The sequence below is a fragment of the Roseateles violae genome (genome assembly GCF_030410485.1).
Classification (GTDB): domain Bacteria; phylum Pseudomonadota; class Gammaproteobacteria; order Burkholderiales; family Burkholderiaceae_C; genus Roseateles_D; species Roseateles_D violae.
In genome coordinates this window covers 650,364-674,958 of sequence record NZ_JAUHHC010000004.1, presented here as the reverse complement: position 1 = coordinate 674,958, position 24,595 = coordinate 650,364, and the positions used below count along the sequence as shown (strand labels likewise).

At 69.3% G+C, this 24,595-nt stretch carries 21 protein-coding genes; 12 read left to right on the top strand and 9 right to left on the bottom strand.

Annotated features, from left to right (window positions below; all coding sequences use genetic code 11):
• Window positions 1-149 precede the first annotated feature (149 nt).
• The 6 genes from QWJ38_RS17540 (at window position 150) to QWJ38_RS17515 (ending at window position 9,001) form a co-directional block, all read left to right on the top strand.
• Window positions 150-923: a SapC family protein gene (locus tag QWJ38_RS17540; RefSeq protein ID WP_290360394.1), complete on the top strand. Its 774-nt coding sequence runs from the start codon at window positions 150-152 to the stop codon at window positions 921-923.
• Between the two features lie 20 nt (window positions 924-943).
• On the top strand, window positions 944-2,815 hold the full coding sequence (locus tag QWJ38_RS17535; RefSeq protein ID WP_290360393.1) for an efflux RND transporter periplasmic adaptor subunit: 1,872 nt from the start codon (window positions 944-946) through the stop codon (window positions 2,813-2,815).
• 21 nt (window positions 2,816-2,836) lie between these two features.
• Window positions 2,837-4,990, top strand: a complete 2,154-nt coding sequence (locus QWJ38_RS17530; RefSeq protein ID WP_290360392.1) for a site-2 protease family protein — start codon at window positions 2,837-2,839, stop codon at window positions 4,988-4,990.
• A complete protein-coding gene (locus tag QWJ38_RS17525) occupies window positions 4,983-7,007 on the top strand; it encodes a preprotein translocase subunit SecA (RefSeq protein ID WP_290360391.1) in 2,025 nt (674 codons plus the stop codon). Before QWJ38_RS17530 ends, QWJ38_RS17525 begins: the two co-directional genes overlap by 8 nt.
• Complete coding sequence (locus QWJ38_RS17520; protein WP_290360390.1) at window positions 7,004-7,858, top strand: efflux RND transporter periplasmic adaptor subunit; 855 nt, start codon at window positions 7,004-7,006, stop codon at window positions 7,856-7,858. Before QWJ38_RS17525 ends, QWJ38_RS17520 begins: the two co-directional genes overlap by 4 nt.
• Window positions 7,859-8,125: 267 nt before the next feature.
• The gene (locus QWJ38_RS17515) at window positions 8,126-9,001 is read left to right on the top strand and encodes a PEP-CTERM sorting domain-containing protein (RefSeq protein ID WP_290360389.1); all 876 of its coding nucleotides are present in this window, start codon (window positions 8,126-8,128) and stop codon (window positions 8,999-9,001) included.
• Here the strand turns inward: QWJ38_RS17515 and QWJ38_RS17510 are convergent.
• The gene (locus QWJ38_RS17510; RefSeq protein ID WP_290360388.1) at window positions 8,973-9,938 is read right to left on the bottom strand and encodes a Bug family tripartite tricarboxylate transporter substrate binding protein; all 966 of its coding nucleotides are present in this window, start codon (window positions 9,936-9,938) and stop codon (window positions 8,973-8,975) included. The genes QWJ38_RS17515 and QWJ38_RS17510 overlap by 29 nt on opposite strands.
• Window positions 9,939-10,060: 122 nt before the next feature.
• On the opposite strand from QWJ38_RS17510, the gene QWJ38_RS17505 reads away from it, so the two are divergent.
• On the top strand, window positions 10,061-10,951 hold the full coding sequence (locus QWJ38_RS17505; protein ID WP_290360387.1) for a LysR substrate-binding domain-containing protein: 891 nt from the start codon (window positions 10,061-10,063) through the stop codon (window positions 10,949-10,951).
• Between the two features lie 23 nt (window positions 10,952-10,974).
• Here the strand turns inward: QWJ38_RS17505 and QWJ38_RS17500 are convergent, their stop codons facing one another.
• Entirely contained in the window at window positions 10,975-12,048 is a 1,074-nt protein-coding gene (locus QWJ38_RS17500) for a porin (RefSeq protein ID WP_434063995.1), read from the bottom strand.
• 326 nt (window positions 12,049-12,374) lie between these two features.
• On the opposite strand from QWJ38_RS17500, the gene QWJ38_RS17495 reads away from it, so the two are divergent.
• Window positions 12,375-13,076, top strand: a complete 702-nt coding sequence (locus tag QWJ38_RS17495; protein WP_290360385.1) for an RraA family protein — start codon at window positions 12,375-12,377, stop codon at window positions 13,074-13,076.
• The gene (locus tag QWJ38_RS17490) at window positions 13,073-14,017 is read left to right on the top strand and encodes an NAD(P)-dependent oxidoreductase (RefSeq protein WP_290360384.1); all 945 of its coding nucleotides are present in this window, start codon (window positions 13,073-13,075) and stop codon (window positions 14,015-14,017) included. Before QWJ38_RS17495 ends, QWJ38_RS17490 begins: the two co-directional genes overlap by 4 nt.
• A 49-nt stretch (window positions 14,018-14,066) precedes the next feature.
• On the opposite strand, the gene QWJ38_RS17485 is transcribed toward QWJ38_RS17490, so the two are convergent.
• Together QWJ38_RS17485 and QWJ38_RS17480 are read right to left on the bottom strand one after the other, a co-directional pair.
• Window positions 14,067-14,396 carry an RnfH family protein gene (locus tag QWJ38_RS17485; protein WP_290360383.1) on the bottom strand — a complete coding sequence of 110 codons (330 nt, stop codon included), beginning with the start codon at window positions 14,394-14,396 and terminating at the stop codon, window positions 14,067-14,069.
• A gap of 4 nt (window positions 14,397-14,400) precedes the next feature.
• Complete coding sequence (locus tag QWJ38_RS17480; RefSeq protein WP_290360382.1) at window positions 14,401-14,859, bottom strand: type II toxin-antitoxin system RatA family toxin; 459 nt, start codon at window positions 14,857-14,859, stop codon at window positions 14,401-14,403.
• A 46-nt stretch (window positions 14,860-14,905) separates the two neighbouring features.
• Here QWJ38_RS17480 and smpB point away from each other — a divergent pair, with 46 nt between their 5' ends.
• Window positions 14,906-15,355, top strand: coding sequence for an SsrA-binding protein SmpB (smpB, locus tag QWJ38_RS17475; protein ID WP_290360381.1), 450 nt, complete (start codon window positions 14,906-14,908; stop codon window positions 15,353-15,355).
• Window positions 15,356-15,365: 10 nt separating this feature from the next.
• On the opposite strand, the gene QWJ38_RS17470 is transcribed toward smpB, so the two are convergent.
• The 5 genes from QWJ38_RS17470 to QWJ38_RS17450 form a co-directional block, all read right to left on the bottom strand.
• The gene (locus tag QWJ38_RS17470) at window positions 15,366-16,577 is read right to left on the bottom strand and encodes a PLP-dependent transferase (protein ID WP_290360380.1); all 1,212 of its coding nucleotides are present in this window, start codon (window positions 16,575-16,577) and stop codon (window positions 15,366-15,368) included.
• A 193-nt stretch (window positions 16,578-16,770) separates the two neighbouring features.
• Window positions 16,771-18,183 (bottom strand): 30S ribosomal protein S12 methylthiotransferase RimO, encoded by a 1,413-nt coding sequence (gene rimO, locus QWJ38_RS17465; RefSeq protein WP_290360379.1) that lies wholly within the window; start codon window positions 18,181-18,183, stop codon window positions 16,771-16,773.
• Window positions 18,184-18,222: 39 nt separating this feature from the next.
• Window positions 18,223-18,825: a polyhydroxyalkanoate synthesis repressor PhaR gene (gene phaR, locus QWJ38_RS17460; RefSeq protein WP_290360378.1), complete on the bottom strand. Its 603-nt coding sequence runs from the start codon at window positions 18,823-18,825 to the stop codon at window positions 18,223-18,225.
• Window positions 18,826-18,976: 151 nt separating this feature from the next.
• On the bottom strand, window positions 18,977-21,013 hold the full coding sequence (locus QWJ38_RS17455) for a M13 family metallopeptidase (protein ID WP_290360377.1): 2,037 nt from the start codon (window positions 21,011-21,013) through the stop codon (window positions 18,977-18,979).
• 138 nt (window positions 21,014-21,151) lie between these two features.
• Window positions 21,152-21,691 (bottom strand): DUF4124 domain-containing protein, encoded by a 540-nt coding sequence (locus tag QWJ38_RS17450; RefSeq protein ID WP_290360376.1) that lies wholly within the window; start codon window positions 21,689-21,691, stop codon window positions 21,152-21,154.
• 84 nt (window positions 21,692-21,775) lie between these two features.
• Between QWJ38_RS17450 and guaB the strand changes: the two genes are divergently transcribed.
• Together guaB and QWJ38_RS17440 are read left to right on the top strand one after the other, a co-directional pair.
• The gene (guaB, locus tag QWJ38_RS17445) at window positions 21,776-23,248 is read left to right on the top strand and encodes an IMP dehydrogenase (RefSeq protein WP_290360375.1); all 1,473 of its coding nucleotides are present in this window, start codon (window positions 21,776-21,778) and stop codon (window positions 23,246-23,248) included.
• Between the two features lie 63 nt (window positions 23,249-23,311).
• Window positions 23,312-24,592, top strand: a complete 1,281-nt coding sequence (locus QWJ38_RS17440; RefSeq protein ID WP_290360374.1) for an MFS transporter — start codon at window positions 23,312-23,314, stop codon at window positions 24,590-24,592.
• Window positions 24,593-24,595 lie beyond the last annotated feature (3 nt).

The following is a 24,595-nucleotide window of genomic DNA, read 5'->3' as shown; positions in this document are numbered from 1 at the left end:
GGCGGCACAGGCCCACGGCCGTGGTGCCATGTCTTGCTGGGCACGCGCGGCCCCCAGGTTTACACCAGCTTACGAAGTGACCAACTGCTATACGCTGTGATCGCCTGCGCGCGATCGCAGCCCGGAATCCATCACGAACGGAGAGGTCCATGAGCAAGCAGCTATTGATCTACGAAACCGCCGTGCCGGTATCGGCCGGGCGTCACGCCAATGTGTCGCTCGAGCCCAGTGCGGACTACGCGTTCACCGCGACCATCAATGCCGTGCCACTGATGGCGGTGGAGTTCCTGCGCGCGGCGGTCGAGTACGCGATCGTCTTCACCATTGCCGGCGATGAGGTGCTGCCGGCCGCGGTGCTGGGCGTCAAGGGCGATCAGAACCTCTACCTGGCGGCCGACCGCCAGTGGCAGGCCAAGTACGTGCCGGCCTTCATCCGGCGCTACCCCTTCGTGTTCTCCGGCAGCGCCGACGGCAAGACCCTAACGCTGTGTATCGACGAGTCGCACCCCGGCGTCAATCGCGAGGGTCGCGGCGAACGCCTGTTCGGCGAGGACGGCAAGCCGACGGCCTATGTCGAGCGCGTGCTGAAGTTCCTGCAGGAATACCAGGCGCAGTTCGAGCGCACCCGCCAGTTCGGACGCAAGGTGCGCGATCTCGGCCTGCTCGAACCGATGCAGGCCCAGGTGACGACCCCCGCGGGCGCCAAGCTGTCGCTGAACGGTTTTCATGGCGTCAGCCGCGAGAAGCTGCGCAAGCTCGATGGCGAGGCACTTGCCGGCCTGGCCAAGACCGACGAGCTGGAATTGCTCTACCTGCAGATGCACTCGATGCGCAATTTCATCGACATCAAGGACCGCCTGATTGGCACGTTGTCCGAGGAAACCGTCGCCGAAGCGCCGGCGACGACCGGCGAGGCCGCCTGACGAGACCCGTCTAGCGCCCGATGCAGAGCAACGCCCCGGTCTACTCGCTGGCCGACGAGCAGCGCAGCCGCGCCGAATCGGCGGCCTGGGCGCGCTTCACGGCGCCCAGCGATGCGGCCGAGCTTTACACCGCCTGGCTGGCGCTGCTGGCCACGCGCATCCAGCGCGCGCGCGCGGCCCTGCTGCTGACCAGCGAGGGCCAGACGGCGAGCTTCGGCGTGGCCGCGGTCTGGCCGGATCCGCGCCGCGATCTGCAATACCTGTCGGCGGTGGCGCAACGCGCGCTGGAGAAGCGCGAGGGGGTGGTCGCGGCGCCGGGCGGCGAGGGCCCGCCGGCGGCCGATGGCCTGGCCCATGTCGGCTACCCGATCGAGGTGGGCGGGCGGCTGTGCGGCGCGGTGGTGTTCGACATCGGCCCCGGCCCGCTGGCCGATCTGCAGCATGCGCTGCGCGACATCCACTGGGGCGCCGCATGGCTGGTGGACCATTTCCGCCAGCTCGAGCTGCTCGAGCGCGAGGCCGAGCTGGCGCGCTCCTCGCTGTTCAACGAGACCCTGGCCACGGCCATGCAGCATCTGCAGCTGCACCCGTCCGCGCTGGCGGTGGCCAACGAGCTGGCCCAGCGCCTGCGTTGCGACCGCGTCTCGGTCGGTTTCGAGCGGACGGGTCAGGTCTTGCCGCTGGTGATGTCCAACTCGGCCGTCTTCGACCCGCGCTCGGACCTGGTGCGCTGGGTCGGCGAGGCCATGGACGAGGTGCTGGACCTCGGGGTGCCGGTGCAGGTGCCGGTGCCTGCCGATGAGCCGCTGGGGGCGCTGGCCCATGTCGACAGCGCGCGCCGGTTGGGTGTGCAGGCCATGCTGTCGGTGCCGGTGCGCGGCCAGGGCCAGACCATCGGGGTGATGACGCTGGAGCGCATCGCCGGCCCGGCCTTCGACGAGACCGAGGCGCGCCAGATCGCCGCCCTGGGCGTCCTGCTGGGCCCGTACTGGGGGCTGCAGCGCGCCAACGAGCGCAGCGCGGGCGCACGCTGGCTCGCCGATGCGCGCGCAGCGATGCGCGAGTTCAGCGGGCCGGGCAGCCCCGGGCTGAAGCTCGCCGCGCTGGTCGGCGCGCTGCTGATCGCGGTCGTGGCGCTGTGGCAGACCGACTACCGGGTCGCCGCCCGCACGGTGGTCGAGGGCTCGACCCAGATCGCCGCCGTCGCGCCCTTCGATGGCTTCGTCGCCGAGGGCCTGGTGCGGGCCGGCGACACGGTGCGCAAGGGCCAGCCGCTGGCGCGCCTGGACGACCGCGATCTGCAGCTGGAACGCTCCAAGTGGACGGCCGAACGCGAGCAGCTGCAGCGCCGCTATGCGGTGGCCCAGGCGCAAGCCGACCGCGCCGCGATGGGCGTGCTGGCGGCGCAGGTCAACCAGGCCGGGGCGCAGCTGGCGCTGGCCGAAGAGCGCCTGACGCGCACCAGCCTGGTCGCACCCTTCGATGGCGTGGTCGTCTCCGGCGATCTCAGCCAGCAGATCGGCTCGCCGCTGCAGACCGGGCAGACCCTGTTCGAGGTGGCGCCGCTGCAGGGCTTTCGCGTGATGATGCAGGTGGACGACCGCGATATCGCCAGCCTGGCGGTCGGTCAGCGCGGCGAACTGGTGCTCTCGGGCCTACCGGACCGGAAGCTGGCTATCGGCGTCAAGCGCATCACCCCCGTTTCGACGCAGCAGGACGGCCGCAATGTCTTCGCGGTCGAGGCCGCCATCGAAGGGCCCGCCGTGGCCGCGCTGCGGCCGGGCATGCAGGGCATCGGCAAGGTCGTGGTGGGCCAGCGCAGCCTGCTGTGGATCTGGACCCACAGCTTCGTCGACTGGCTGCGCCTGACCTTGTGGAGCTGGACGCCCTGAGGGCGTCGGGGAAGGCGGTCCATGCTCGACGCGCCGCTGCAGAGCAGCCTCTGGTATCGCGTCGCCGAGCTGCGGCCGCGCCTGGTGGCGCAGGCGCGCCTGCACCGTCACCGCTACCGCGAGCGAGTCTGGTACCTGCTGCAGGACCCGGCCTCTGGCCGGGTGCACCGCTTCACGCCGGCGGCGCGGCTGGTGCTGGCGGCCATGGATGGCCAGCGCAGCGTGCGCGAGCTGTGGCAGATCGCCTGCGACAAGATGGGCGACGATGCGCCGACGCAGGACGAGCTGATCCAGCTGCTCGGCCAGCTGCACGGTGCCGATCTGCTGGCCACCGATGTGCCGCCGGATGCGCTCGAGCTCTTCGATCGCGGCCAGCGCGAGGCCAGCGCCAAGCGTCGGCGCGCCTGGATCAACCCGATGGCGCTGCGGGTGCCCTTGTGGGACCCGGGCCGCTTCCTCGATCGCCACGCGCCGTGGTGGCGCCGGCTGTGGAGCCGCGGCGCCTTGCTGCTGTGGCTGGCCGTGGTCTTGCCGGCCGTGCTGATGCTGCCGGCGCAATGGGGCGAGCTGACCGGCAATCTGTCCGACCGCGTGCTGCAGGCCGACAACCTGCTGCTGATGGCGCTGGTCTTTCCCTTCATCAAGGCGCTGCACGAGATGGGCCATGCCACCGCCACCCGCGCGGCGGGCGGCGAGGTGCACGATATGGGCCTGATGGTGCTGGTGCTGATGCCGGTGCCCTATGTCGATGCCTCGGCCGCCAATGTGCTGCGCTCGCGCTGGCAGCGGGCGCTGATCGGCGCCGCCGGCATGATGGTCGAGCTCTTTCTCGCGGCCCTGGCCTTCTACGCCTGGCTGGCGGTCGAGCCCGGCCTGGTGCGCGCCGTCTGCTTCAACATCATCTTCGTCGCCGGCATCTCGACCCTGGTCTTCAACGGCAACCCGCTGCTGCGCTACGACGCCTACTACATCCTGGCCGACCTGATCGAGCTGCCCAATCTGGCGGCCCAGTCCGCGCGCTACTGGGGCTATCTGCTGCAGCGCTACCTGCTGCGGCTGCGCGACCTGGAGTCGCCGGCGCAGACGCGCTCCGAGCGCTGGTGGTTCGCCTGCTATGGCCTGGCCTCGGCGGTCTACCGGGTGTTCGTCTCGCTGGCCATCGCGCTGTTCATCGGCTCGCGCTTCTTCGTCATCGGTGTCGTGCTGGCCTTGTTGGCGGTCGTGATGATGACCCTGACGCCGATGCTCAAGGCCTTCAAGGCCTTGCGCGCCTTGCCCGAGGCGCGCGAACGTGCCGGGCGCGTGCGCCTGACCCTGGCCGCCAGCGCGCTGGCGCTGTTTGTGCTGGTGGCGGTGCTGCCGCTGCCGCACCGCACCGTGGCCCAGGGCGTGCTGTGGCTGCCCGAGCAGTCCATCGTGCGCGCCGGCGCGCCGGGTTTCTTCCGCAGCTTCGAGACGCCGCCGGGCACGCTGGTCGAAGCGGGCGCCCTGCTCGCGCGCAGCGTCGACCCGGCATTGGACGCCGAGGTCCAGCTGCTGCAGGCGCGCGTCGACGAGCTGGAGGCCAGCTACGCGGCCGAGTTCGTGGCCGACCGCGCGCGCGCCGAGATCGTTCGCGAGCAACTGCTGCACGCGCGGTCCGCGCTGGCGCGGGCGCAGGGGCGGGCCCAGGGCCTGCTGGTCACGGCGGCCACCAGCGGCCGCTACATGGTGCCGCGGGCCAGCGATCTGCCGGGCCGCCATCTCGCCCAGGGCGCCGTCATCGGCTATGTGCTGGGCGACACGCCGGCGACGGTGCGCGTGGTGCTGGATCAGGCGGCGGTCGACGATGTCAGCTCCTCGACCTTGCAGGTGCAGGTGCGCCGCGCCAGCGAGCCGGGGCAGACCTGGCCCGGCCGCGTCGTGCGCCAGGTGCCGGCCGGGCGCGACGAGGTGCCAAGTCTTGCCCTGACGCAGGCCGGCGGCGGCGCGTTCGCGGCGGACCCGCGCGACCCCAAGGGCCTGCGCACGCTGGACCGCGTATTCCAGCTCGATGTCGAGATCGACGGCCTGGCCGGGCGCGAGCTGCGCTACGGCGAACGCGTGCACCTGCGTTTCACGCACGCGCCTGCCACCTTGCTGCAGCAGGCCTGGCCACCGCTGCGGCGCCTCTTCCTGCGCCACTTCGATGTCTGAGTCGCTGCTGCTGCGGCTGAGCCCGCGCGATCTGGCCAGCGGCCGGCCCTATGCCGAGCGCGACGAGCGTCCGCCGGCCTGGCACGACGAGCTGGCCCTGGGCCTGTGGCATGGCGGCGTGCGCCCGGCGCTGCGCATGATGGGCGGCCGGGCCGCCAGTGCGCGCCGCGTGGTGGCGATGACGCGCTCGCATCAGGCGGAGATGGCCCAGCTGGACGATGCGCAGCTGCGCCAGCGCGCCGCCGCGCTGCGCCACGAGCTGCGGCGCAGCCGCTTCGGTGCCGCGGCCACGGCGGCCTTCTTCGCCCTGGTGCGCGAGGTGGCGGGCCGCGTGCTGGGCAAGCGCCACTACGACAGCCAGGTCCACGCCGGCTGGCTGCTGCTGCACGGTGCCCTGGTCGAGATGGCGACCGGCGAGGGCAAGACCTTTGCCGCGACGCTGCCGGTCTGCGCGGCGGCGCTGGTGGGCCTGCCGGTGCATGTCGTGACGGTCAACGACTACCTGGCCGCGCGCGATGCCGAGGCGATGGCGCCGCTCTACGCCTTCTTCGGCCTGCGCTGCGGCGCCATCGTGCACGAGTTGACGCGCGAGGAGCGGCGCCTCGTCTACGCGGGCGAGATCGCCTACTGCAGCAACAAGGAACTCACCTTCGACTACCTGCGCGACCGCACGGCCCTGGGCGACCGCGCCAGCCCCTTGCACCGGGCGCTGGCGCAGGCCGTGGCACCGGCCGGGACGCCGACGCCGACGGTGCTGCGCGGTCTGGCCTTTGCCATCGTCGACGAGGCCGACAGCGTCTTCATCGACGAGGCGCGCACGCCGCTGATCCTGTCGGCGACGGTCCCCGGCAGCGAGAACGCGGCACTGGTGGGCTGGGCGCTCGCCTTTGCCGCCACGCTGCGACCGGGCGAGGACTTCGAGATCGAGCGTGCGCTGATGCGCGTGCGCCTGAGCGAGCTCGGGCGCGAGCGCGTGGACGCGGCGCTGGAAGACGGCGCCATGCTGCCGCCCGAGGCCACGCGCCGCGGCTGCGCCGAGGCGGTGACCCAGGCCCTGAGCGCCCGCTGGCTGTACCACCGCGATCAGCAGTACGTGGTGGTCGAGGGCAAGGTGCAGATCGTCGATGAATCGACCGGCCGCGTGATGGCCGACCGGGCCTGGGAGCGCGGCCTGCACCAGGCGATCGAGGCCAAGGAGGGCCTGGCGGCGACCGGCGAGCGCGTGACCTTGGCGCGCATCACCTACCAGCGTTTCTTCCGCCGCTATCTGCGCCTGGCGGGCATGAGCGGCACCGCGACCGAGGTCGCGGCCGAGATCGGCCGGGTCTACGGCCTGCCGGTCTGGCGCGTGCCCCTGCATCGGCCCTCGCAGGCGCGGCGCGCGGCGCCACGCTGCCTGCGTGACGGCGAGGCGCGCTGGAGCGCCGTCGTCGACAGCGTTCGCCGCCATGCCATCGAGCAGGGTCGACCCGTGCTGGTGGGCACGCGTACCGTGCTGGCCTCCGAGCAACTATCCCTGCGGCTGGCGGCGGCGGGCATCGACCATGTCGTGCTCAATGCCAAGCATGATCGCGATGAGGCCCAGATCGTCGCCCGCGCCGGCGCGCCCGGCACGGTGACGGTGGCCACCAATATGGCCGGCCGCGGCACCGACATCCAGCTGGGCGCCGGCGTGGCGGAACGCGGCGGCATGCATGTAATCCTGACCGAGTACCACGAGTCGGCGCGCATCGACCGCCAACTCTTCGGCCGCGCCGCGCGCCAGGGTGATCCGGGCAGCGGCGAGGCCCTCGTGTCCGCCGACGACGAGTTGTTCCGCGTCCATGCGCCGCGGCTGAGCCGCTTCCTGCTGCGCCTGCACGCGGCGCGCGGCGAGCTGCCGACGGCCCTGCTGTGGCTGCTGCGCCGCGTGGCGCAGGCCTCGTCCGAGGCGCGCAGCCGCGGCGCGCGCACGGCGAGCCTGAAACATGACCGCCGTCTGGCGGCGATGCTGTCTTTTTCGGGGAGAGGCGAATGATCGTGCGCCCAGTTGCGGGATGGATGCTGGTGGTCGCGCTGCAGGCGGCCACTGCGGGGACGGCCGCCGCGGCCGAGGAGGGCGGCTTCGAATGCTTGCTGGAGCCCTGGCAGGTGATCGAGGTGCGCACGCCGGTGGACGGCATCATCGGCGCGATCACGGTCAACCGCGGCGACGTGATCCGGCGTGGCCAGCCGCTGGTGGAGCTGCAATCGCAGAGCGAGAAGGCGGCCGTCGAGCTGGCGCGCCTGCGCAGCAAGCTGGAGGGGCCGCTGTCCACCGCGCGCAATCGCAACGACTACGCCACCAAGCGGCAGGTGCGGCTGACCGATCTCGAGAAGGAGAAGTTCATCTCAATGCAGGCCCGCGACGAGGCCGACGCCGAGAAGCGCCTGGCCGAGGCCGAGCTGCTGACGGCGCTGGAGAACCGCGAACTGGCCAAGGTCGAGCTGCTGCGCGCCCAGGAACAGCTGGCGCTGCGCACCGTCAGCGCGCCCTTCGCGGGCGTGGTCGTCGACCGCATGCTCAATGTGGGCGAACTGGCCGAGGCCGGCAGCGGCCGCAAGCCGGTGCTGAAGGTGGCGCAGATCGACCCGATGCGCGCCGACGTGGCCCTGCCCGCCGCGCTCTTCGGGCAGGTGAAGGTGGGCAGCAAGGCGACCGTGCGCGCCCAGGTCGGCGGCGCCCGCTTCAATGCCGTGGTGCGCAGCGTTGATCGGGTGATCGACGCGGCCAGCAGTACCTTTGTCGCAAGGCTGGAAGTGCCCAATCCGGGCGACAAGGTGCCGGGCGGCTCGCGCTGCAGCGCCAGCATCGAAGGCGTGGCGCCCGCGGCTCGGCAGCGACCTTAGGACTCTTCGCCGCGCTGTCCGCGCAACTCGCCGGCACCGCCGGGGCGCCGCCAGGCAGCGACTTCCTCCCATCCCCAAGCCGGCGGGGCCACGCCCTTGCCACCTGCTGCGAGCCGCAGTAAGGTCCCCAGGCGGCCGGGCATGGCGTCTGCAGTAGAACGCCGGTCGGCCAGGGAAGGGCTGATGATCATGTCGACACCAAGGACGGACGGTGGCCGCACTCACCGCTTCTCGGGCAGTGTCCTGTCTTTTGCCCTATGCGGTCTGTTGCTCGGCGCGGGCCTAGATGCGGCGGCGCTGTCCTCGACCTCGGCCCGTAGCAATGCGGGCGTCAGCGGTTCGCAGGTTCCGATCGATCAGCAGGGCTCCGATCCGCATACCGGCGAATTCAGCAGTTCGTCCGCCTTCTCCGGCGGCGGGGGTGGCGGCAGCGCCGATGCCGCGGTGCAGCTGGGCGTGATCAAGGTCATTGCCGCCTCGTTCAGCGGTGCGGGCGGCGTCGTCGGCAGCGCTTCCGCCGAGGGCGCCTATGCCGAGGACATCCTGGTCAGCTCGGTCGGGTTCAACGGCACGCCCGGGAAGATCACGGTCGGCGTGAGCTTGCAGGGCTTCGTCGATCCGCAGGGCTCGATGGGCGGCACGATAGACTGGAGCTTCAACGGCAGCGGCTTCGCTGGCTCATGGAGCGCGCGGTCCTCGCCCGCCTTCCCGGGCGGCTTCCCCATCGACGGCGTCAGCGCCGTCGCCGGCGGGCCGCTGTACTACTCCGCCATCCACGACATGACGCTGCCCTTCACCGTGGGCAGCGCCTTCACCGTGACCGAGCGCCTGAGAGCCAGCACCTTCAAGATCGACTGCGGCTTCAATGTGCCGCTGTGCGAAACGACCGCCGCCGGCTCGGTGAACATCGATTTCGGCCGTTCCTCGTACTGGAACGGCGTGTCGGCCATTTCCCTGCTCGACGGCAGCGGCAACTATGTGCCGGCCGACCTGAGCCTGTTCACCGCCACCTCGTCGACCGGCGTGGACATGATGCGCTCCTTCGCGCCGGTTCCGGAGCCGTCGGCTGCCGCCTTGCTGCTGCTGGGCCTGGGCCTGCTGCTGGCCAAGCCCCTCAGTCGACCTTCGCGCCCGACTCCTTGACCACCTTGGCCCAGCGCGGCAGTTCGTCCCGGATCAGGGCACTGAACTGCTCCGGGGTGCCGCCGACGGTGGTGGCGCCCTCGTCGCTGAGGCGCTTCTTCAGCGCCGCCTGCGTCATCGCCTTGTTGAACTCGGTGTTCAGCTTGGTGATCGCTTCCTTGGGGGTGCCGGTCGGGGCCAGCAGGCCGAACCAGGTCACCGCGTCGAAGCCCTTGAAGCCGGACTCGTTGATCGTCGGCACATTGGGCAGATCGCCGACGCGCTGGGCCGAGGTGACGGCCAGCGCGCGCACCTTGCCCTGCTTGATATGGCCCAGCATCGAGGGCACCGAGGCCAGGTAGAGATCGACATTGCCGGCGACCAGATCGGTCAGCGCCTGGGCCACGCCCTTGTAGGGGATGTGCTGCATGCTGACCCCGGCGGCCTTCTGGAGCAACTCGCCCGCCAGGTGGGCGACGGTGCCGTTGCCCGGCGAGGCGAAGTTGATCCGGCCCGGCGCGGCCTTGGCCGCGCTCAGCGCGTCGGCGAAGCTCTTGTAGCGGCTGCCGGCACCGGTCACCAGCACCAGCGGCGCATCGGCCAGCAGCACGATGGGCGTCAGGTCCTTCTGCGGGTCGTAGGGCATCTTCGCGTACAGCGAGGGATTGATCGCCAGATTGCTGGTCTGGCCCAGCACGATCGTGTAGCCGTCGGCGGGCGACTTCGCCGCCGCGTCGACGCCCAGATTGCCGCCGGCGCCCGGCTTGTTGTCGATGACGAAGGTCCAGCCGGTGGCGGCGGCGACGCGCTGGCTGGTCTCGCGGGCAATGATGTCGGTGCCGCCGCCGGCCGGGAAGGGCACGACGATGCGGATCGGCTTGGCGGGCCAGGACTGGGCCTGCGCAACAGCGCAGGCGCTCAGGGCGGCGAGGGTCAGCAGGCGACGGGTGATGTTCATGCGGTCTCCGTTTGTAGTCTGTGCCTTACCTTGATGGCCGGGCTTGTGAGTCTCAGTATTTGTTCTGCCGGTGCTAAAGTCCAATCGATACTTTCTTGAAATTCATTCACGGAGCTTTTGGAATGGATCTGCGAGACCTGCGCTACTTCGAGACCATTGCCGAGCTCCAGCATCTGGGCAAGGCCTCGACGCGGCTGCACCGCACCCAGCCCGCGCTGACCAGCAGCATCCGGCGGCTGGAGGCCGATTGCGGCGCGGCGCTGTTCGAGAAGGCGGGCCGCGGCATCCGGCTCACCGACGCCGGCAAGGTGCTCTTGAAATGGGCGCAGCGCATGCGCTTCGACGTCGAGGATGCGAAGCGGGAGCTGGCGGCGATCGGCGCCGGCCTGACCGGCCATGTGCGCCTGGGCATCGTGCCGACGGCCGCGCAGTTCCTCCTGCCCTCGGTCGCGCGCGATTTGCTGGCCGAGGCGCCCGAGGTCACGCTGCGCACCGTCGTCGGCCTGGTCGATGCGCTGAAGCCGCAGCTGCGCGCCGGTGAGCTCGACATGGTCGTGGGCACCGAGGGCAGCGAGGAGGCCGGCTATGTCTCGCAGCTGCTGGCCGAGGACGTGATCGTCGTCGCCGCCAGCGAGCAGCATGAAGTGCTGCGCCAGCCGGCCACGCTGAAGGACCTGACGAAGTACCGCTGGGCGCTGCAGCCGCCCGGCGCGCCGACGCGCGACTGGCTCGACCAGACCTTCGAGCGCGAGTCGCTGCCGCGCCCCCAGGTGCAGGTCGAGTCGACGCTGCTGCTGATGCTGCCCGATCTGATCGCGCAGACCGGCCTCTTGAGCTTCATCTCGCGCTATCACCTCGAAGGGCGCGGGCGCGTTCTGCGCCTGAAGGAGGTGCCGGTCCAGGGCGCCGAGATGCGGCGGCGCCTGGTCGTCACGTATCGCGCCAATGGCTTTCTGTCGCCGGCGGCGCGGCGGCTGATCGAGCTGTTCGCCAAGTCGGCGACGGCCGCCTGAGGCGGCCGCAAGCAGGCCTCGAATCAGAAGTTGTGGCGGACGCCGGCTTCCCAGCCGGTCGAACGTCCGCCGGTGAGCATCGTCGTGCCGCCCGGGATCGAGAAGGTCGCCGCGCCGTCGTTCTCGATCAGCGCGCCCTGCGCGTACAGCGCCGTCCGCTTGGACAGGTTGTAGACGGCGCCGAGGCCGAACTGCGTCGCATCGTTGGCGTCGATCACCCGCGTGCCGACGCGGCCCTTCATATTCGCCTGCAGGTAGGAGGCCTTGAGGTCGACCTGGCCGAAGCTGGCGATGGCCGACAGCAGCAGGATGGTCTGCTCGGACTGCGCCTGTTCGTACTGCCGCCAAGCGGCGTTCAGGCGCACGCCGCCGACCGTGCCGTTGACGGCCAGCAGGCTGTCCTTGAACTTGCCCGAGGCGGGCAGGTCGTTCGAGGTCGTCACCTGGCTCGCGTGCGCGCCGAAGCTCGCGCCCTGCCAGCCGATGCGGCCGCCGACCACCTTGTCTTGCCCGTTCGCGGCCGTGCCGCCCTCGCCGGCGGCCAGCATCAGGCCGCCCTCGACGCCGCCGAGGCCCGCGGGCAGCAGGAACTCGACCGCATTGCTGGCCCGGACCGTCGTGTTCGGGCCGGTGCCGAAGGCGCTGCGGATCGGCCCCTGCTGGGACGAGGACGAGAAATTGTTCGAGCCGGCCACGCCGACATGGGTGAAGGGATCGTGGCGCGACCACAGCGTGTAGGTCGGCACATAGTCGCGCCCCAGTCGCAGTTCACCGAGGCTGCGGCTTTGCAGCGAGAGCGTGGCGCGACGGTCGAAGAACTGCGTGCCGCCGGTGCTGGCGCCGGTGTCGACGGCGATGCCGGACTCGAGCCAGAAGCCGGCCGACAGCCCGCCGCCCAGGTCCTCCTCGCCGCGGAAATAGATCCGGCTGGTCGCATTGGAGCCGCTGACCAGGGACTGGATCGCGCTGCCGCCCTCGTTGTGGACATTGCGAACGGCGGCGTCGAGGATGCCGCCTATCGTCACGCTGCCCTCGGCGGCCGCGCCGCCGGCAAGGACGGTCAGCAGGGCCGCCGAGAGGATTTTCTTGTGCTTCAACATGGTCTCCGAAGGTTCTTGGAATAGAGGGCCGGCAGGGCTTGCCATGGCCGCGTCACCGTCCGTCTCGAGGCGGCGGCGGCAAGTATTCAAGCCATGTGCAGCCAAGGTCCAATCGAAAGTAATTGGCAATTCATCAATGCCCCTTTTGCGGTCGGCAGGGCAAGGGCTTTGTTTGAATCCAAAAGTCGTATCGATCAATTTGCAGAAATTATCGATTGGACCAAAGGAATGCCGTCGCCAATACTGAGCCCAAGACCCGCAGCCCTCGACGGGCCGAGCCGGCGCCGAGGCGCCGTCAACCGACCTCAAACCAGGAGACTTTCATGAGCAGTCAAGCCGCCGCATTGCCCGACGTGATCCGCGAGATCGAACGCACGCCCAGGGACATCGTCGACAAGGCCTCGGGCTACGCATCGTCCATCCTCGCCGATGTGGCCGGCCGCCGCGGTGCGCTGAATGGGCGCATCGCGCCGCTGTCGCCGACGATGCGCTTCGCCGGCACGGCGATCACGGTCGAGGTACGGCCCGGCGACAACCTGATGATCCATGCCGCGATGGCCATCGCCCAGCCGGGCGACGTCATCATCGTCGACGGCAAGGGCGACCAGTCCAGCGCTCTGATGGGCGAGATCATGTCGCAGCAATGCGTGGCGCTGGGCATCGCGGCGGTCGTGCTGGACGGCGCCTGCCGCGACAGCGAGGAGATCCGCAAGCTGGGCTTCCCGATGTTCTCCGTCGGCACCAATCCGAACGGCCCGACCAAGCAGGTCGCCGGCCGCCTCAACCATCCGATCTCGATCGGCGGCGTCACGGTGCGCCCCGGGGATCTGCTGGTCGGCGATGCCGATGGCGTCACCGTCATCGAGCGCGAGAAGGCCGCCTCGCTGCTGCCGCTGGCGGCCGAGAAGGTCGCGGCGGAGACCAAGCGCATCGCCGGCATCAAGAGCCGCGAGGCCCTGCGCCCGGGCTGGCTCGATGCCGCCCTGCGCACCGCCGGCGTGCTGAAGGAAGGAGAGACGCTGTGAGCCAGCCTGCCATCAAGCCCGCCTTCCTGATCACCGGCGCCGATCTCGCCCAGCCCGCGCTGGAGCTGCTGAACGATTTTGAGGTCGTCTACGCCGGCAAGGCACCGAGCGAGGACGACATCATCGCGCTCTGCCGCCAGCATGACCCGGTCGCCATGATCGTGCGCTACGGCAAGGTCGGGGACGCCGCGATGGCCGCGGCGCCGTCGCTGCGCGTGATCTCCAAGCATGGCAGCGGCACCGACACCATCGACAAGATGGCGGCACAGGCGCGCGGCATCGAAGTCGTCGCCGCGGTCGGCGCCAATGCGGCCGCCGTCGCCGAGCAGGCCCTGGCCCTGATGCTGGCCTGCGCCAAGTCGGTGACGACGCTCGATGCCCGCATGCATGCCGGCCATTGGGACAAGGCGACGCACAAGAGCCTGGAACTCGGCGGGCGCACGGTCGGCCTGGTCGGCCTGGGCGCGATCGGCCAGCGCTTCGCCAGGATGGCCGATGCGCTGGGCATGCGCGTGATCGGCCACGACCCCTATGCGAAGAACCTGCCGGAGGCGATCACGGCCGTCGATCTGGAAACGATCTGGCGCGAGGCCGACGTGATCTCGCTGCACTGCCCGCTGACCGAGGACAACCGCAATCTGCTCAACGCGCAGACGCTGGCCCGCTGCAAGCCCGGCGTCATCATCGTCAACACCGCGCGCGGCGGCCTGATCGACGAGGCGGCGCTGCTGGCCGCGCTGGCCTCGGGCCAGGTCGCCAGCGCCGGGCTGGACAGCTTCCAGGTCGAGCCGATGACGGCCGGTCACCCTTTCCAGGGCGTCGCGAAGCTGACGCTGAGCCCGCATATCGGCGGCGTCACCAGCGACGCCTATCTGAACATGGGCCTGGCCGCCGCCCGCAACGCGCTGGCCGTGCTGGAACGCCGGCGCAGCACGGCCTGAGGCCTGGCAGGTTTCCCCGACCTGGGCGTCGCGCGGGCAAGCGCCTTGCTCAGCGTGTCGTCTTCCCCGCCAGCGGCCGATGCCGCGAGACGATGCGCTCGCCGCGGTCGCGATAGCGCTGGCGGCGGGCTTCCTTGGGGTCGACGGTCAGCGGGCGGTAGACCTCGATGCGGTCGCGTTCGCGCAGCACGGTGTCCAGCGGACGCAAACGGCCCCAGACACCGATCTTCAATTCGGCCAGGCGGGGCAGCTGATCGGCGAAGTCCGTGCAGCCGCGCAGCGCCTGTTCGATGGTGCTGCCTTCGGCCAGCTCGAGCGCGCGCTGGCGGACATCGCCGGTCGCCGGGCTCCAGACCAGCTCGACATGGATCGTCGCCATGAGCTCAGCGTGCGCCGTAGACCGCCTCGGCGCGCTGCACGAAGCTGTCGACGAAGGTGTTGGCGATGCGGTCGAAGGCCGGGCTGACCACCGCCTCCAGCGTCTTGCTGGAGAAGGCATAGCGCAGCTCGAACTCGATCTTGCAGGCGCTGGCGGCCGCTTCGCTGCCCGGTTTGTTCAGCGGCAGGAAGCGCCAGACGCCGTCCAGCCGCGAGAAGGGACCGTCCACCAGTTCCATCTGCACGCGCTCGTCGGCGATCTCGATATTGCGGGTCGTGAAGCTCTGCTGCACGCCCATGAAGGACAGCGAGAGCCGGGCGGTCACCGCGTCGGCGTCGCGCGCGATCACCTCGGCGCGCTCGCACCAGGGCAGGAACTCCGGATAGCGCTCGAAGCCGGTGACCAGCTCGTACATTTCATGCGCCGAGTACCAGAGCAGAACGGACTTTTTGACTTGCTTCATACAATGCGGGAATTGTATTGGGCCGTTTCGGCCCCAGATTGTTCGCATGTCCATCGCCGAAAACCGTCGCGCCCGATTCGAATATCACATTGAAGAGCAGTTCGAGGCCGGCATGGTGCTCGAGGGCTGGGAGGTCAAGGCCGTGCGTGCCGGCCAGGTTCAGCTGACCGACGGCTATGTGATGATCCGCGACGGCGAGCTGTTCCTGATCGGCTGCCGCATCAACCCGCTGCGCACCGCGTCCACCCATGTGAACCCGCTGGCCGACCGGACCAAGAAGCTCTTGCTGAAGAAGGACGAGATCCGCCGCCTGGTCGGCAAGGTCGAGCAGCGCGGCTTCACCCTGGTGCCGCTGAACCTGCATTACAAGGGCGGCCGCATCAAGGCGGACATCGCCCTGGCCAAGGGCAAGGACAAGGGCGACAAGCGCGACACGATCAAGGAGCGCGAAGGCAAGCGCGAGGTCGAGCGCGCGATGAAGCAGCGCGCGCGCTGAGCTCCGGACTTCAGGCGCTGCGTCCGAGCGCGCCCAGCGCCTGCTCCAGATCCGCGCGCAGATCGGCCTCAGCCTCCAGGCCGATCGCGAAGCGCACGATCACGCCTTGCTCATAGGGCAGGGGCAGGCTGCGGCTGCGGCTCATGTCATAGGGCACGGCCAGGCTCATCGGGCCGGCCCAGGAATAGCCGATGCCGAACAGCTGCAGCGCATCGACGAAGGCGTCGACCCGCTGCATGTCGTACTCGGCCCTGAACACGGCCGAGAACAGGCAGGCGGCTCCTTCAGCGCTGCACTGCTGCCAATGCGCATGGCCGGGCGAGCCGGGCAGGGCGGGGTGCAGCACGCGCGCGACCTCGGGCCGGCCCTGCATCCAGGCCGCCAGCGCGCGCGTGCTCGCGTCCTGCGCGCGGTAGCGCAGCTCCAGGCTGGGCAGCGCGCGCAGCAGCAGCTCGACGTCGTTGGCGCCGACGCCATAGCCCAGATGCTCGTGCGCATGATTGAGCTTGTCGTGCAGCGCCGGATCGCGCGTGTAGACAGCGCCCATCAGCACGTCGGCGCCGCCGCTCGGGTATTTGGTCAGCGCCTGCATCGAGATGTCGGCGCCCAGGCCCGGATGGGTGGCGGGCGCGATCTCGAAGGGATTGAAGGCGACGCCGGCGCCCCAGGTGTTGTCCAGCGCGCTGACGATGCCGCGTGCCTTGCAGGCGCGCAGCAGGCCGATCAGGTCGGGGAACTCCAGGGTGATCGAGCCGGCCGCCTCCAGCCAGACCAGCTTGGTCTTCTCGCTCAGCAGCGCCTCGAAGCCGGCCACGTCCAGCGGGTCGTAGAAGCGATGCGTGATGCCGAACTCGGGCAGGAAGGATTCGCTCAGATAGCGGTTCTGGCCATAGGCGTTGTCGGGCACCAGCACCTCGTCGCCGGGGCGCAGCAAGGCCATGGCCACCAGGGTGATCGCCGCCAGGCCGCTGGGCGTCAGCAGGCAATGGTTCGCGCCTTCCAATGTGGCCAGGCGCGCGGCCAGCGTGTAGCTGGTCGGCGTGCCGTGCAGACCGTAGCGGTAGCTCTTGCCGTCGCGCGGCTTGTAGTGGTGCAGATCGGCCGCGTTCTTGAACAGCACCGTCGAGGCCTTGGCCACCGGCACGGGGATCGCGTTCCAGCCTTCGGGCGGCCTGTAGGGGTGGTGGATCTGCTCGGTCGAAATCGCGCGCTTCTTGCTCAAGGTCGGGCCCGGTCGTTGATGAACGCGCCATTGTAGGAAGGCGGCCCGTCTTCCGGGCCGAGCGCCGGGCCGCTCCCAAGCCGGCCCGCCCGGAGATGCTTGCGGCTCCATGCCGCCGGCATCTCCGTCCCCTTGGGGGACCGACCAGGACCTGCCCGCGTTCAGCGCGGCGGGACTGGGCGAGGGGCTCCGCTCAGACCGGCATGGCCACGAGGTCGTGGCCCTCGGCGGCGACGATCTTGGCCTTGGTGAATTCGCCGACCTTCAGGGTCTTGCTGGCCTTTTGCGGCGGCAGCAGGCGCACGCTGCCGTCGATCTCGGGTGCGTCGGCATAGCTGCGGCCCACGCCGCCCTTGCGGCCCAGCGCCGGTGCGGAGTCGACCAGCACCTGCATGGTCGAGCCGATGCGGCTGCGCAGCTTGTCGACCGAGACTGCTTCCGCGATCGCCATGAAGCGGGCACGGCGCTCGTTGCGCACGTCCTCGGGCAGCGCGCCGGGCAGCTCGTTGGCGCTGGCGCCCTCGACCGGCGAATAGGCGAAGCAGCCGGCGCGGTCGATGCGCGCCTCCTGCATGAAGTCCAGCAGGTACTGGAACTCCGCCTCGGTTTCGCCGGGGAAGCCGGCGATGAAGGTCGAGCGGATCACGATGTCCGGGCAGGTCTCGCGCCAGCGCGCGATGCGCTCCATATTCTTCTCGCCATTGGCGGGGCGCTTCATGCGCTTGAGCACGTCCGGATGCGCATGCTGCAGCGGCACGTCGAGGTAGGGCAGCACCAGGCCTTCGGCCATCAGCGGCAGCACCTCGTCCACATGCGGATAAGGGTAGACATAGTGCAGGCGCACCCAGGCGCCATGCTGGCGGGCCAGCTCGCCCAGTTGCGCCACCAGATCGTACATGCGCGTCTTGACCGGCTTGCCGTCCCAGAAGCCCATGCGGTACTTGACGTCGACGCCATAGGCGCTGGTGTCCTGGCTGATCACCAGCAGCTCCTTGACGCCCGATTCGAACAGCGCGCGCGCCTCGTTCAGCACATCGCCGATCGGCCGCGAGACCAGGTCGCCGCGCATGCTGGGGATGATGCAGAAAGAGCAGCGATGGTTGCAGCCCTCGCTGATCTTCAGATAGGCGTAATGCTTGGGCGTCAGCTTGATGCCGTAGGCCGGCACCAGGTCGATGAAGGGATCGTGCGGCTTGGGCACATGGGTGTGGACGGCGTCCATCACCTCTTGCGTCGCATGCGGACCGGTGACGGCCAGCACCGAGGGGTGGATCTCGCGCACCAGGCTGCCGGCGTCCTGGTTGGACTCGCTGCCCTTGGCGCCGAGGCAGCCGGTGACGATGACCTTGCCGTTCTCGGCCAGGGCCTCGCCGATCGTGTCCAGGCTTTCCTTGACCGCATCGTCGATGAAGCCGCAGGTGTTGACGATCACCAGATCGGCGCCGGCAAAGGTCTTGGAGGTCTCGTAGCCCTCGGCACGCAGCTGGGTCAGGATCAGCTCGGAATCGGTCAGCGCCTTGGGGCAGCCGAGGCTGACAAAACCGATCTTGGGGGAAGCGACGGCGGCGGAAGCGGCGGCCGGGCTCGGGACATGGGATTCGCTCATCCCGCGATTTTCCCCTATCCGCGGCGCCGAGCCCCGGAATCAGGACTTTTTCGGCGGAAAACCGGGCATTCCTGGCATTCCGGGGAACAGCGCCCCGGCGGTCTTCATCTGCTCCTGCATCTGCTCGAGCAGGCTCTTGCTCTGCTCGACATAGCCGCCCATCAGGTTCTGCATCACCGGCGCCTGGGCGCCGAGGAACTGGGTCCAGAGCTCGGGGCTGAAGGCCAGGCCCTTGCTCTGCGCGCTGAAGCGGTCCTGCAGTTCGGCCAGACTCTGCATATTCTTTTCGAGATAGGCGCCCATCACGCCCTGCATCGCATGGCCGTAGAAGCGGATGATCTGCGACAGCGCCGTCGTGCTGAACATCGGCACGCCGCCGGTCTCTTCCTCCAGAATGATCTGCAGGAGGATGCTGCGGGTGATGTCCTCGGCCGTCTTGGCGTCGCGCACCTCGAAGGCCTGGCCGTCCAGCACCATCGCCTTGACGTCGGCCAGGGTGATGTAGCTGCTGGTCTGCGTGTCGTAGAGCCGGCGGTTCGGGTACTTCTTCAGCACGCGCAGATGAGCGCCGGCCGGCTCAGCGCCGGTTTGAGGGGCGTCTTCCGCCGTCTTCGCCGCCTTGCCTCTGCGGGCAGTCACCATGCCATGCTCCTTGTCTCGGACATTGTGCGAGTGCACAAAATCATTCTAAAAGCCGCTTCGACCGTACCCGAAGGGGTTTACCCCCGCGCTGTGCGGGGGATGGAAAAGCCGCGGCCCGCCGCGGCTTGCTTCGGCGCGAGCGCGGTCGCGCTTACCAGATGCGGATGCGCTTGTCGGCCGGCTTGAACATGCCGTCGCCGTCCTTGGTGCCGAAGGCCTCGTGGAAGCCGTCGTGGTTCACCGCGGCGCCATTGGCACGGAACTTAGGCGGCGAATGCGGATCGATCGTCAGCAACTGCAGCGAGCGCTCCTCGCGCACCTTCTCGCGCCAGGCCTGCGACCAGCCGAGGAAGAAGCGCTGCTCACCGCTGTAGCCGTCGAGCACCGGCGCCGGCTGGCCGCCCAGCGAGCGCTTGTAGGCCTTGTAGGCGATCTGCAGGCCGCTCAGGTCGGCGATGTTCTCGCCCAGGGTCAGCTTGCCGTTCAGCTGCTTGCCGGGGAGCGGCTCGTAGCCCCCGTACTGCGCGACCAGCTGCGCACCGATCGCATCGAAGGCCTTGCGGTCGGCCTCGGTCCACCAGTTGCGCAGCTTGCCGTCGCCGTCGAACTGGCTGCCCTGGTCGTCGAAGCCGTGGCTGATCTCGTGGCCGATCACGGCGCCGATCGCGCCGTAGTTAGCCGCATCGTCGGCGGCCATGTCGAAGAAGGGCGGCTGCAGGATCGCGGCCGGGAAGACGATCTCGTTCAGCGGCGGGTTGTAGTAGGCGTTGACCGTCTGCGGCGTCATCTCCCATTCGGCACGGTCGACCGGCTTGCCGGCGCGCTGGGCGATGCGCGCCCACTCGAAGCGACTGGAGCGACCGCGGTTGCCGGCGGCGTCGCCGGCCTTGACCTCGAGCTTGGAATAGTCGCGCCAGACGTCCGGATAGCCGATCTTGCTCATGTACTTGGACAGCTTGTCCTTGGCCTGCGCCTTGGTCTCGGGGCTCATCCAGGCCAGGCCGTCGATCGACTCACCATAGGCGGCCAGCAGGTTCTTGACCAGCTCCTGCATGCGCGCCTTGTAGGCCGGCGGGAAATGGCGCTCGACATAGACCTTGCCGACCGCCTCGCCCAGGGCGCTATTGACCTCGTCGATGCCTTTCTGCCAGCGCGGCTTCTCTTCCTTGGCGCCGGTCAGCGCCGTGCCCTTGAAAGCGAAGCGCGCCTCGCGGAAGGCCTTGGGCAGCACGTCGGCCGATTCGTCGAGCACGCGCAGGCGCAGATAGGCCTTCCATTGCTCCAGCGGCACTTCGGCGACCAGCTTGGCGACGCCGGTCGCCAGGCTCGGCTGCGAGACCGACAAGCGCTGGATGCCGCCCAGCTGGCCGGCGGCCAGGAAGGCCGCCCAGTCCATGCCCGGCGCCGCGGCGGCCAGCTCGGCGGGCGTCATCGGGTTGTAGGTCTTGACCGGGTCACGCAGCTCGACCTTGGGCCAGTGCGCCTCGGCGATGCGCTTCTCCAGCGCCAGCACCGTCCGGGCGGTGGCGGCCGCCTGTTTGTCGCCGGACAGCTGGGCGAGCCGGGTCAGGTAGAGCTCGTAGGCGGCGCGCGCCTTGGCCAGGCGCTCGTCGTCCTTCAGGTAGTAGTCGCGGTCGGGCATGCCCAGGCCACCCTGCCAGGTCAGCGCCAGATGGGTCGTCGGGTCCTTGGAATCGGGCTGCACGCTCAGCAGCACCGGCGTGCTGAACTCGCCTTGGGCCTTGCCCAGCCAGGCCGCCAGTTCGGCCCGCGTCTTGATCGCGGCGATGCTGGCCAGGCGCGGCTGCAGCGGCGCCAGGCCGGCCTTGTCGATCGCGGCGGTGTCGGTGTAGGCGGCATAGAAGGCGGCGATCTTCTGCTCGACGCTGCCGGCCTGCTGGGGCCGGGCGGCCAGCTCCTCGACGATGGCGCGCACTTGCTTGTCCGACTGATCGGCCAGGATGATGAAGCTGCCGTAATCGGCCTTGTCGGCCGGGATCTCGGTCCTGGCGATCCATTGGCCGTTGGCGGCGCGGAATAGATCGTCCTGGGCGCGCACCGACTTGTCGAATCCGCCCACATCCAGACCCGAACTCGGCGCCGCCTGCGCCTGGCCGGACAGGGCCAGCAACAGCGCCAGTGGCGCCAGCCGCAAACCGCGCGGCAAACCCTTGTTCATCAGCTTCATGCAAGAACCTTCAATCAAACCGCAATGAGGAAGGCCCGCGCAAGAGAACTCGGGCGGGCCCAGAACGGCGAAGGGTAGTGCATGGCGCCGGGGGCGGCAACATGACTTCCGCCATGGGCGGAGCTTGTTTTTATGCGCTCAACGGCATTCGCTGGCGATGACGGCGCGGGTGCGCTGCAACTCGTCGGCGCGCTGCTTGTCGTCCATCGGAATATTCTCGCCGCGCTCGTTGGGCCGGCCCAGGCGCACGCCGCTCTCGATCAACTTCAGGTTGTCCTGCGCACGGGCGCAGTTGTCGCGGCGCTGCGCGGCGATGCGGCGCTCCTCTTCCTTGGCCTTGGCCAGCGCCTCCTGCTCCTGCTGCTTCTGGCGCGCCTGCTGCTCGAGCTCGGCCCGGCTCGGCGTGCTGGCCGCGCGCGCCGGCGACTCGGGCACCGAGGCCGCGCCGCCGCTGGGCACGACCTGGATCTGCAGCCTGGGCGGCGTCGGGCGCTGCAGGATGTCCTTGTCCGGCGTGCCGCTGGGCGGCGGCAGATCGCTGTACTGGATCTTGCCGCTGGCGTCCTTCCACTTCCATTGCGCCTGGGCGGACAGGGCCAGGCCCAGCAGCAGCAGGCCGATCAGGCCCGGGCGGGCAAGGCGTTGCACGGAGACGGGACGGGCGGTGGGCATAGGCATCGTTCGAGTGTAGCGGCGGCCCCTGGTGACCAAAGGTAATTGCGGCCTTCCGTATAATGCCGCTTTGCGTCTGGAGCTTCCCTCATGCGCCTTCTTGGAAAAGCACTCACCTTCGACGACGTGTTGTTGGTGCCTGCCTTCTCCCAGGTGTTGCCTCGCGACACCAGTCTTGCCACCCAGCTGACCCGCGATATCCGGCTGAACCTGCCCCTGGTTTCCGCCGCGATGGACACCGTGACCGAGGCCCGCCTGGCGATCGCCATCGCCCAGGAGGGCGGCATGGGCATCGTCCACAAGAACCTCACGCCGGCCCAGCAGGCCGCCGAGGTCGCCCGGGTCAAGCGCTACGAGTCGGGGCTCCTGCGCGACCCGATCACGATCACGCCCGAGACGACGGTGCGCCAGGTCAAGGCCTTGAGCGAACAGCATGGCATCTCCGGCTTCCCGGTGCTGCAGGGCAAGAAGGTGGTCGGCATTGTCTCCGGCCGCGATCTGCGCTTCGAGACCCGCAACGACGCGCCGGTCAGCGAGATCATGACCCCGGCCGAGCGCCTGATCACCGTGCGCGAAGGCGCCTCGCTGGACGAGGGCAAGGCGCTGATGCACAAGCACAAGCTCGAGCGCGTGCTGGTCGTCAGCGAGGCCTTCGAACTGCGCGGCCTGATGACGGTCAAGGACATCACCAAGCAGACGAACTTCCCGAACGCCGCGCGCGATTCGCACGGCAAGCTGCGCGTCGGCGCCGCCGTCGGCGTGGGCGAGGGCACCGAGGAGCGCGTCGAGCTGCTGGTCAAGGCCGGCGTCGATGCGATCGTCGTCGACACCGCCCATGGTCACAGCGCCGGCGTGATCGAGCGCGTGCGCTGGGTCAAGAAGAACTACCCGCAGGTGCAGGTGATCGGCGGCAATATCGCCACCGGTGCGGCCGCGCTGGCCCTGGTGGAAGCGGGTGCCGATGCGGTCAAGGTCGGCATCGGCCCCGGCTCGATCTGCACGACCCGCATCGTCGCCGGTGTCGGCGTGCCGCAGATCGCCGCGATCGACTTCGTCGCCAGCGCGCTGAAGGGCAGCGGCGTGCCGCTGATCGCCGATGGCGGCATCCGCTACTCCGGTGACATCGCCAAGGCCCTCGCCGCCGGCGCCAGCACGGTGATGATGGGCGGCATGTTCGCCGGCACCGAGGAAGCACCCGGCGAGGTGATCCTGTTCCAGGGCCGCAGCTACAAGAGCTACCGCGGCATGGGCTCGATCGGCGCGATGAAGGCCGGCTCGGCCGACCGCTACTTCCAGGAAAACGACGAGACCACGAACCCCAACGCCGACAAGCTGGTGCCGGAAGGCATCGAGGGTCGCGTGCCCTACAAGGGCTCGATGGTCGCGATCGTGCACCAGATGGCCGGCGGCGTGCGCGCCTCGATGGGCTATTGCGGTTGCGCCAGCATCGCCGACATGCACGAGAAGGCCGAGTTCGTGGAGATCACGGCCGCGGGCATCCGCGAGAGCCATGTGCACGATGTGCAGATCACCAAGGAAGCGCCGAACTACCGTGCCGAGTAAGACTCGGCCTGCTTGATGAACGGGGCCTCGGCCCCGTTCGTTCTTTCTCAAGGATTTGCAGCAGTGAGCAGCAGCAGCGATAGCAAAGCGCCCCAGCGCCCGGCCAAGGCGGCCGGCATGGGCTTCATCATGGTGGCCGTGCTGATCGACATGATCTCGATCGGCCTGATCATCCCGGTCCTGCCGCCGCTGGTCGGCACCTTCACGACGGGCGAATCCGAGCACACGCTGGCCCAGCTGGCGGTGACCTTGGCCTTCTGCATCGCCAACTTCCTGTCCTCGCCCATCCTCGGCGGCCTGTCCGACCGTTACGGCCGCCGCAAGGTGATGTTGATCGGCTTCTCGGGCCTGGCGCTGTCCTTCTTCGTCACGGCGATGGCGACGGCGCTGTGGATGCTCGTCGTCGTGCGTCTTTTTTCAGGCGCGATGCAGTCGAATATCGCGATCGCCAATGCCTATGTGGCCGACATCACGCCGCCCGAGCAGCGCGCGCAGCGCTACGGCCAGCTGGGCGCGGCCTTCGGCATGGGCTTCATCCTCGGACCGGTGCTCGGCGGCCTGCTGGGCCATATCGATCTGCACCTGCCCTTCTTCGTCGCCGGCGGTCTGGCCATCCTGAACTGGTGCTATGGCTTTTTCGTGCTGCCTGAGTCGCTGAGCCTCGAACACCGCCGGCCTTTCGACTGGCGCAAGGCCAATCCGCTGGCCGCGTTCTCGCGCGTGCGGGCGCTGCGCGGCGTCGGCCCGCTGATCTATGTGATCTGCTTCAGCGGCCTGGCGCAGATGATCGTGCAAAGCTGCTGGGTGCTCTACACCGGCCATCGGCTCGGCTGGGGCCCGCTGGACAACGGCCTGTCGCTGCTGGCCGTCGGCGCGATGTCGGTGCTGATGCAGGGTGTGCTCTTGAAGCCGCTGCTCAAGCATGTAGCGCTGAACCGCCTGGTGCTGACCGGTCTGGCGATCTCGGTGCTGACCAACACCGGCATCGGCTTCGCCACCCAGGGCTGGATGGTCTATGCCTGCATCGTCATCGGCGGTCTGGGCTACGCGATCGGCCCGGCCCTGCAAAGCCAGATCTCCAAGGCGGCCAGCGCCAGCAACCAGGGCGAGACCATGGGTGCCGTCGCCGCGCTGAACAGCCTGATGGCCGTCGTGGCGCCGCCGGTCGGCCTGGGGCTGATGTATCTGGTGGCCGAGCTGCCCAAGTCAGATCTGCGCATCGGCGCGCCCTTCTTCTTCATCGCCGTCCTGCAGGCGCTGTCGCTGTACTTCGCCTCGCGCTATTTCGCGCTGCAGTCGCGGCACGACGAGCCCGCCGCCGCCTCCACCTCTCTTGAAGCTTGATGC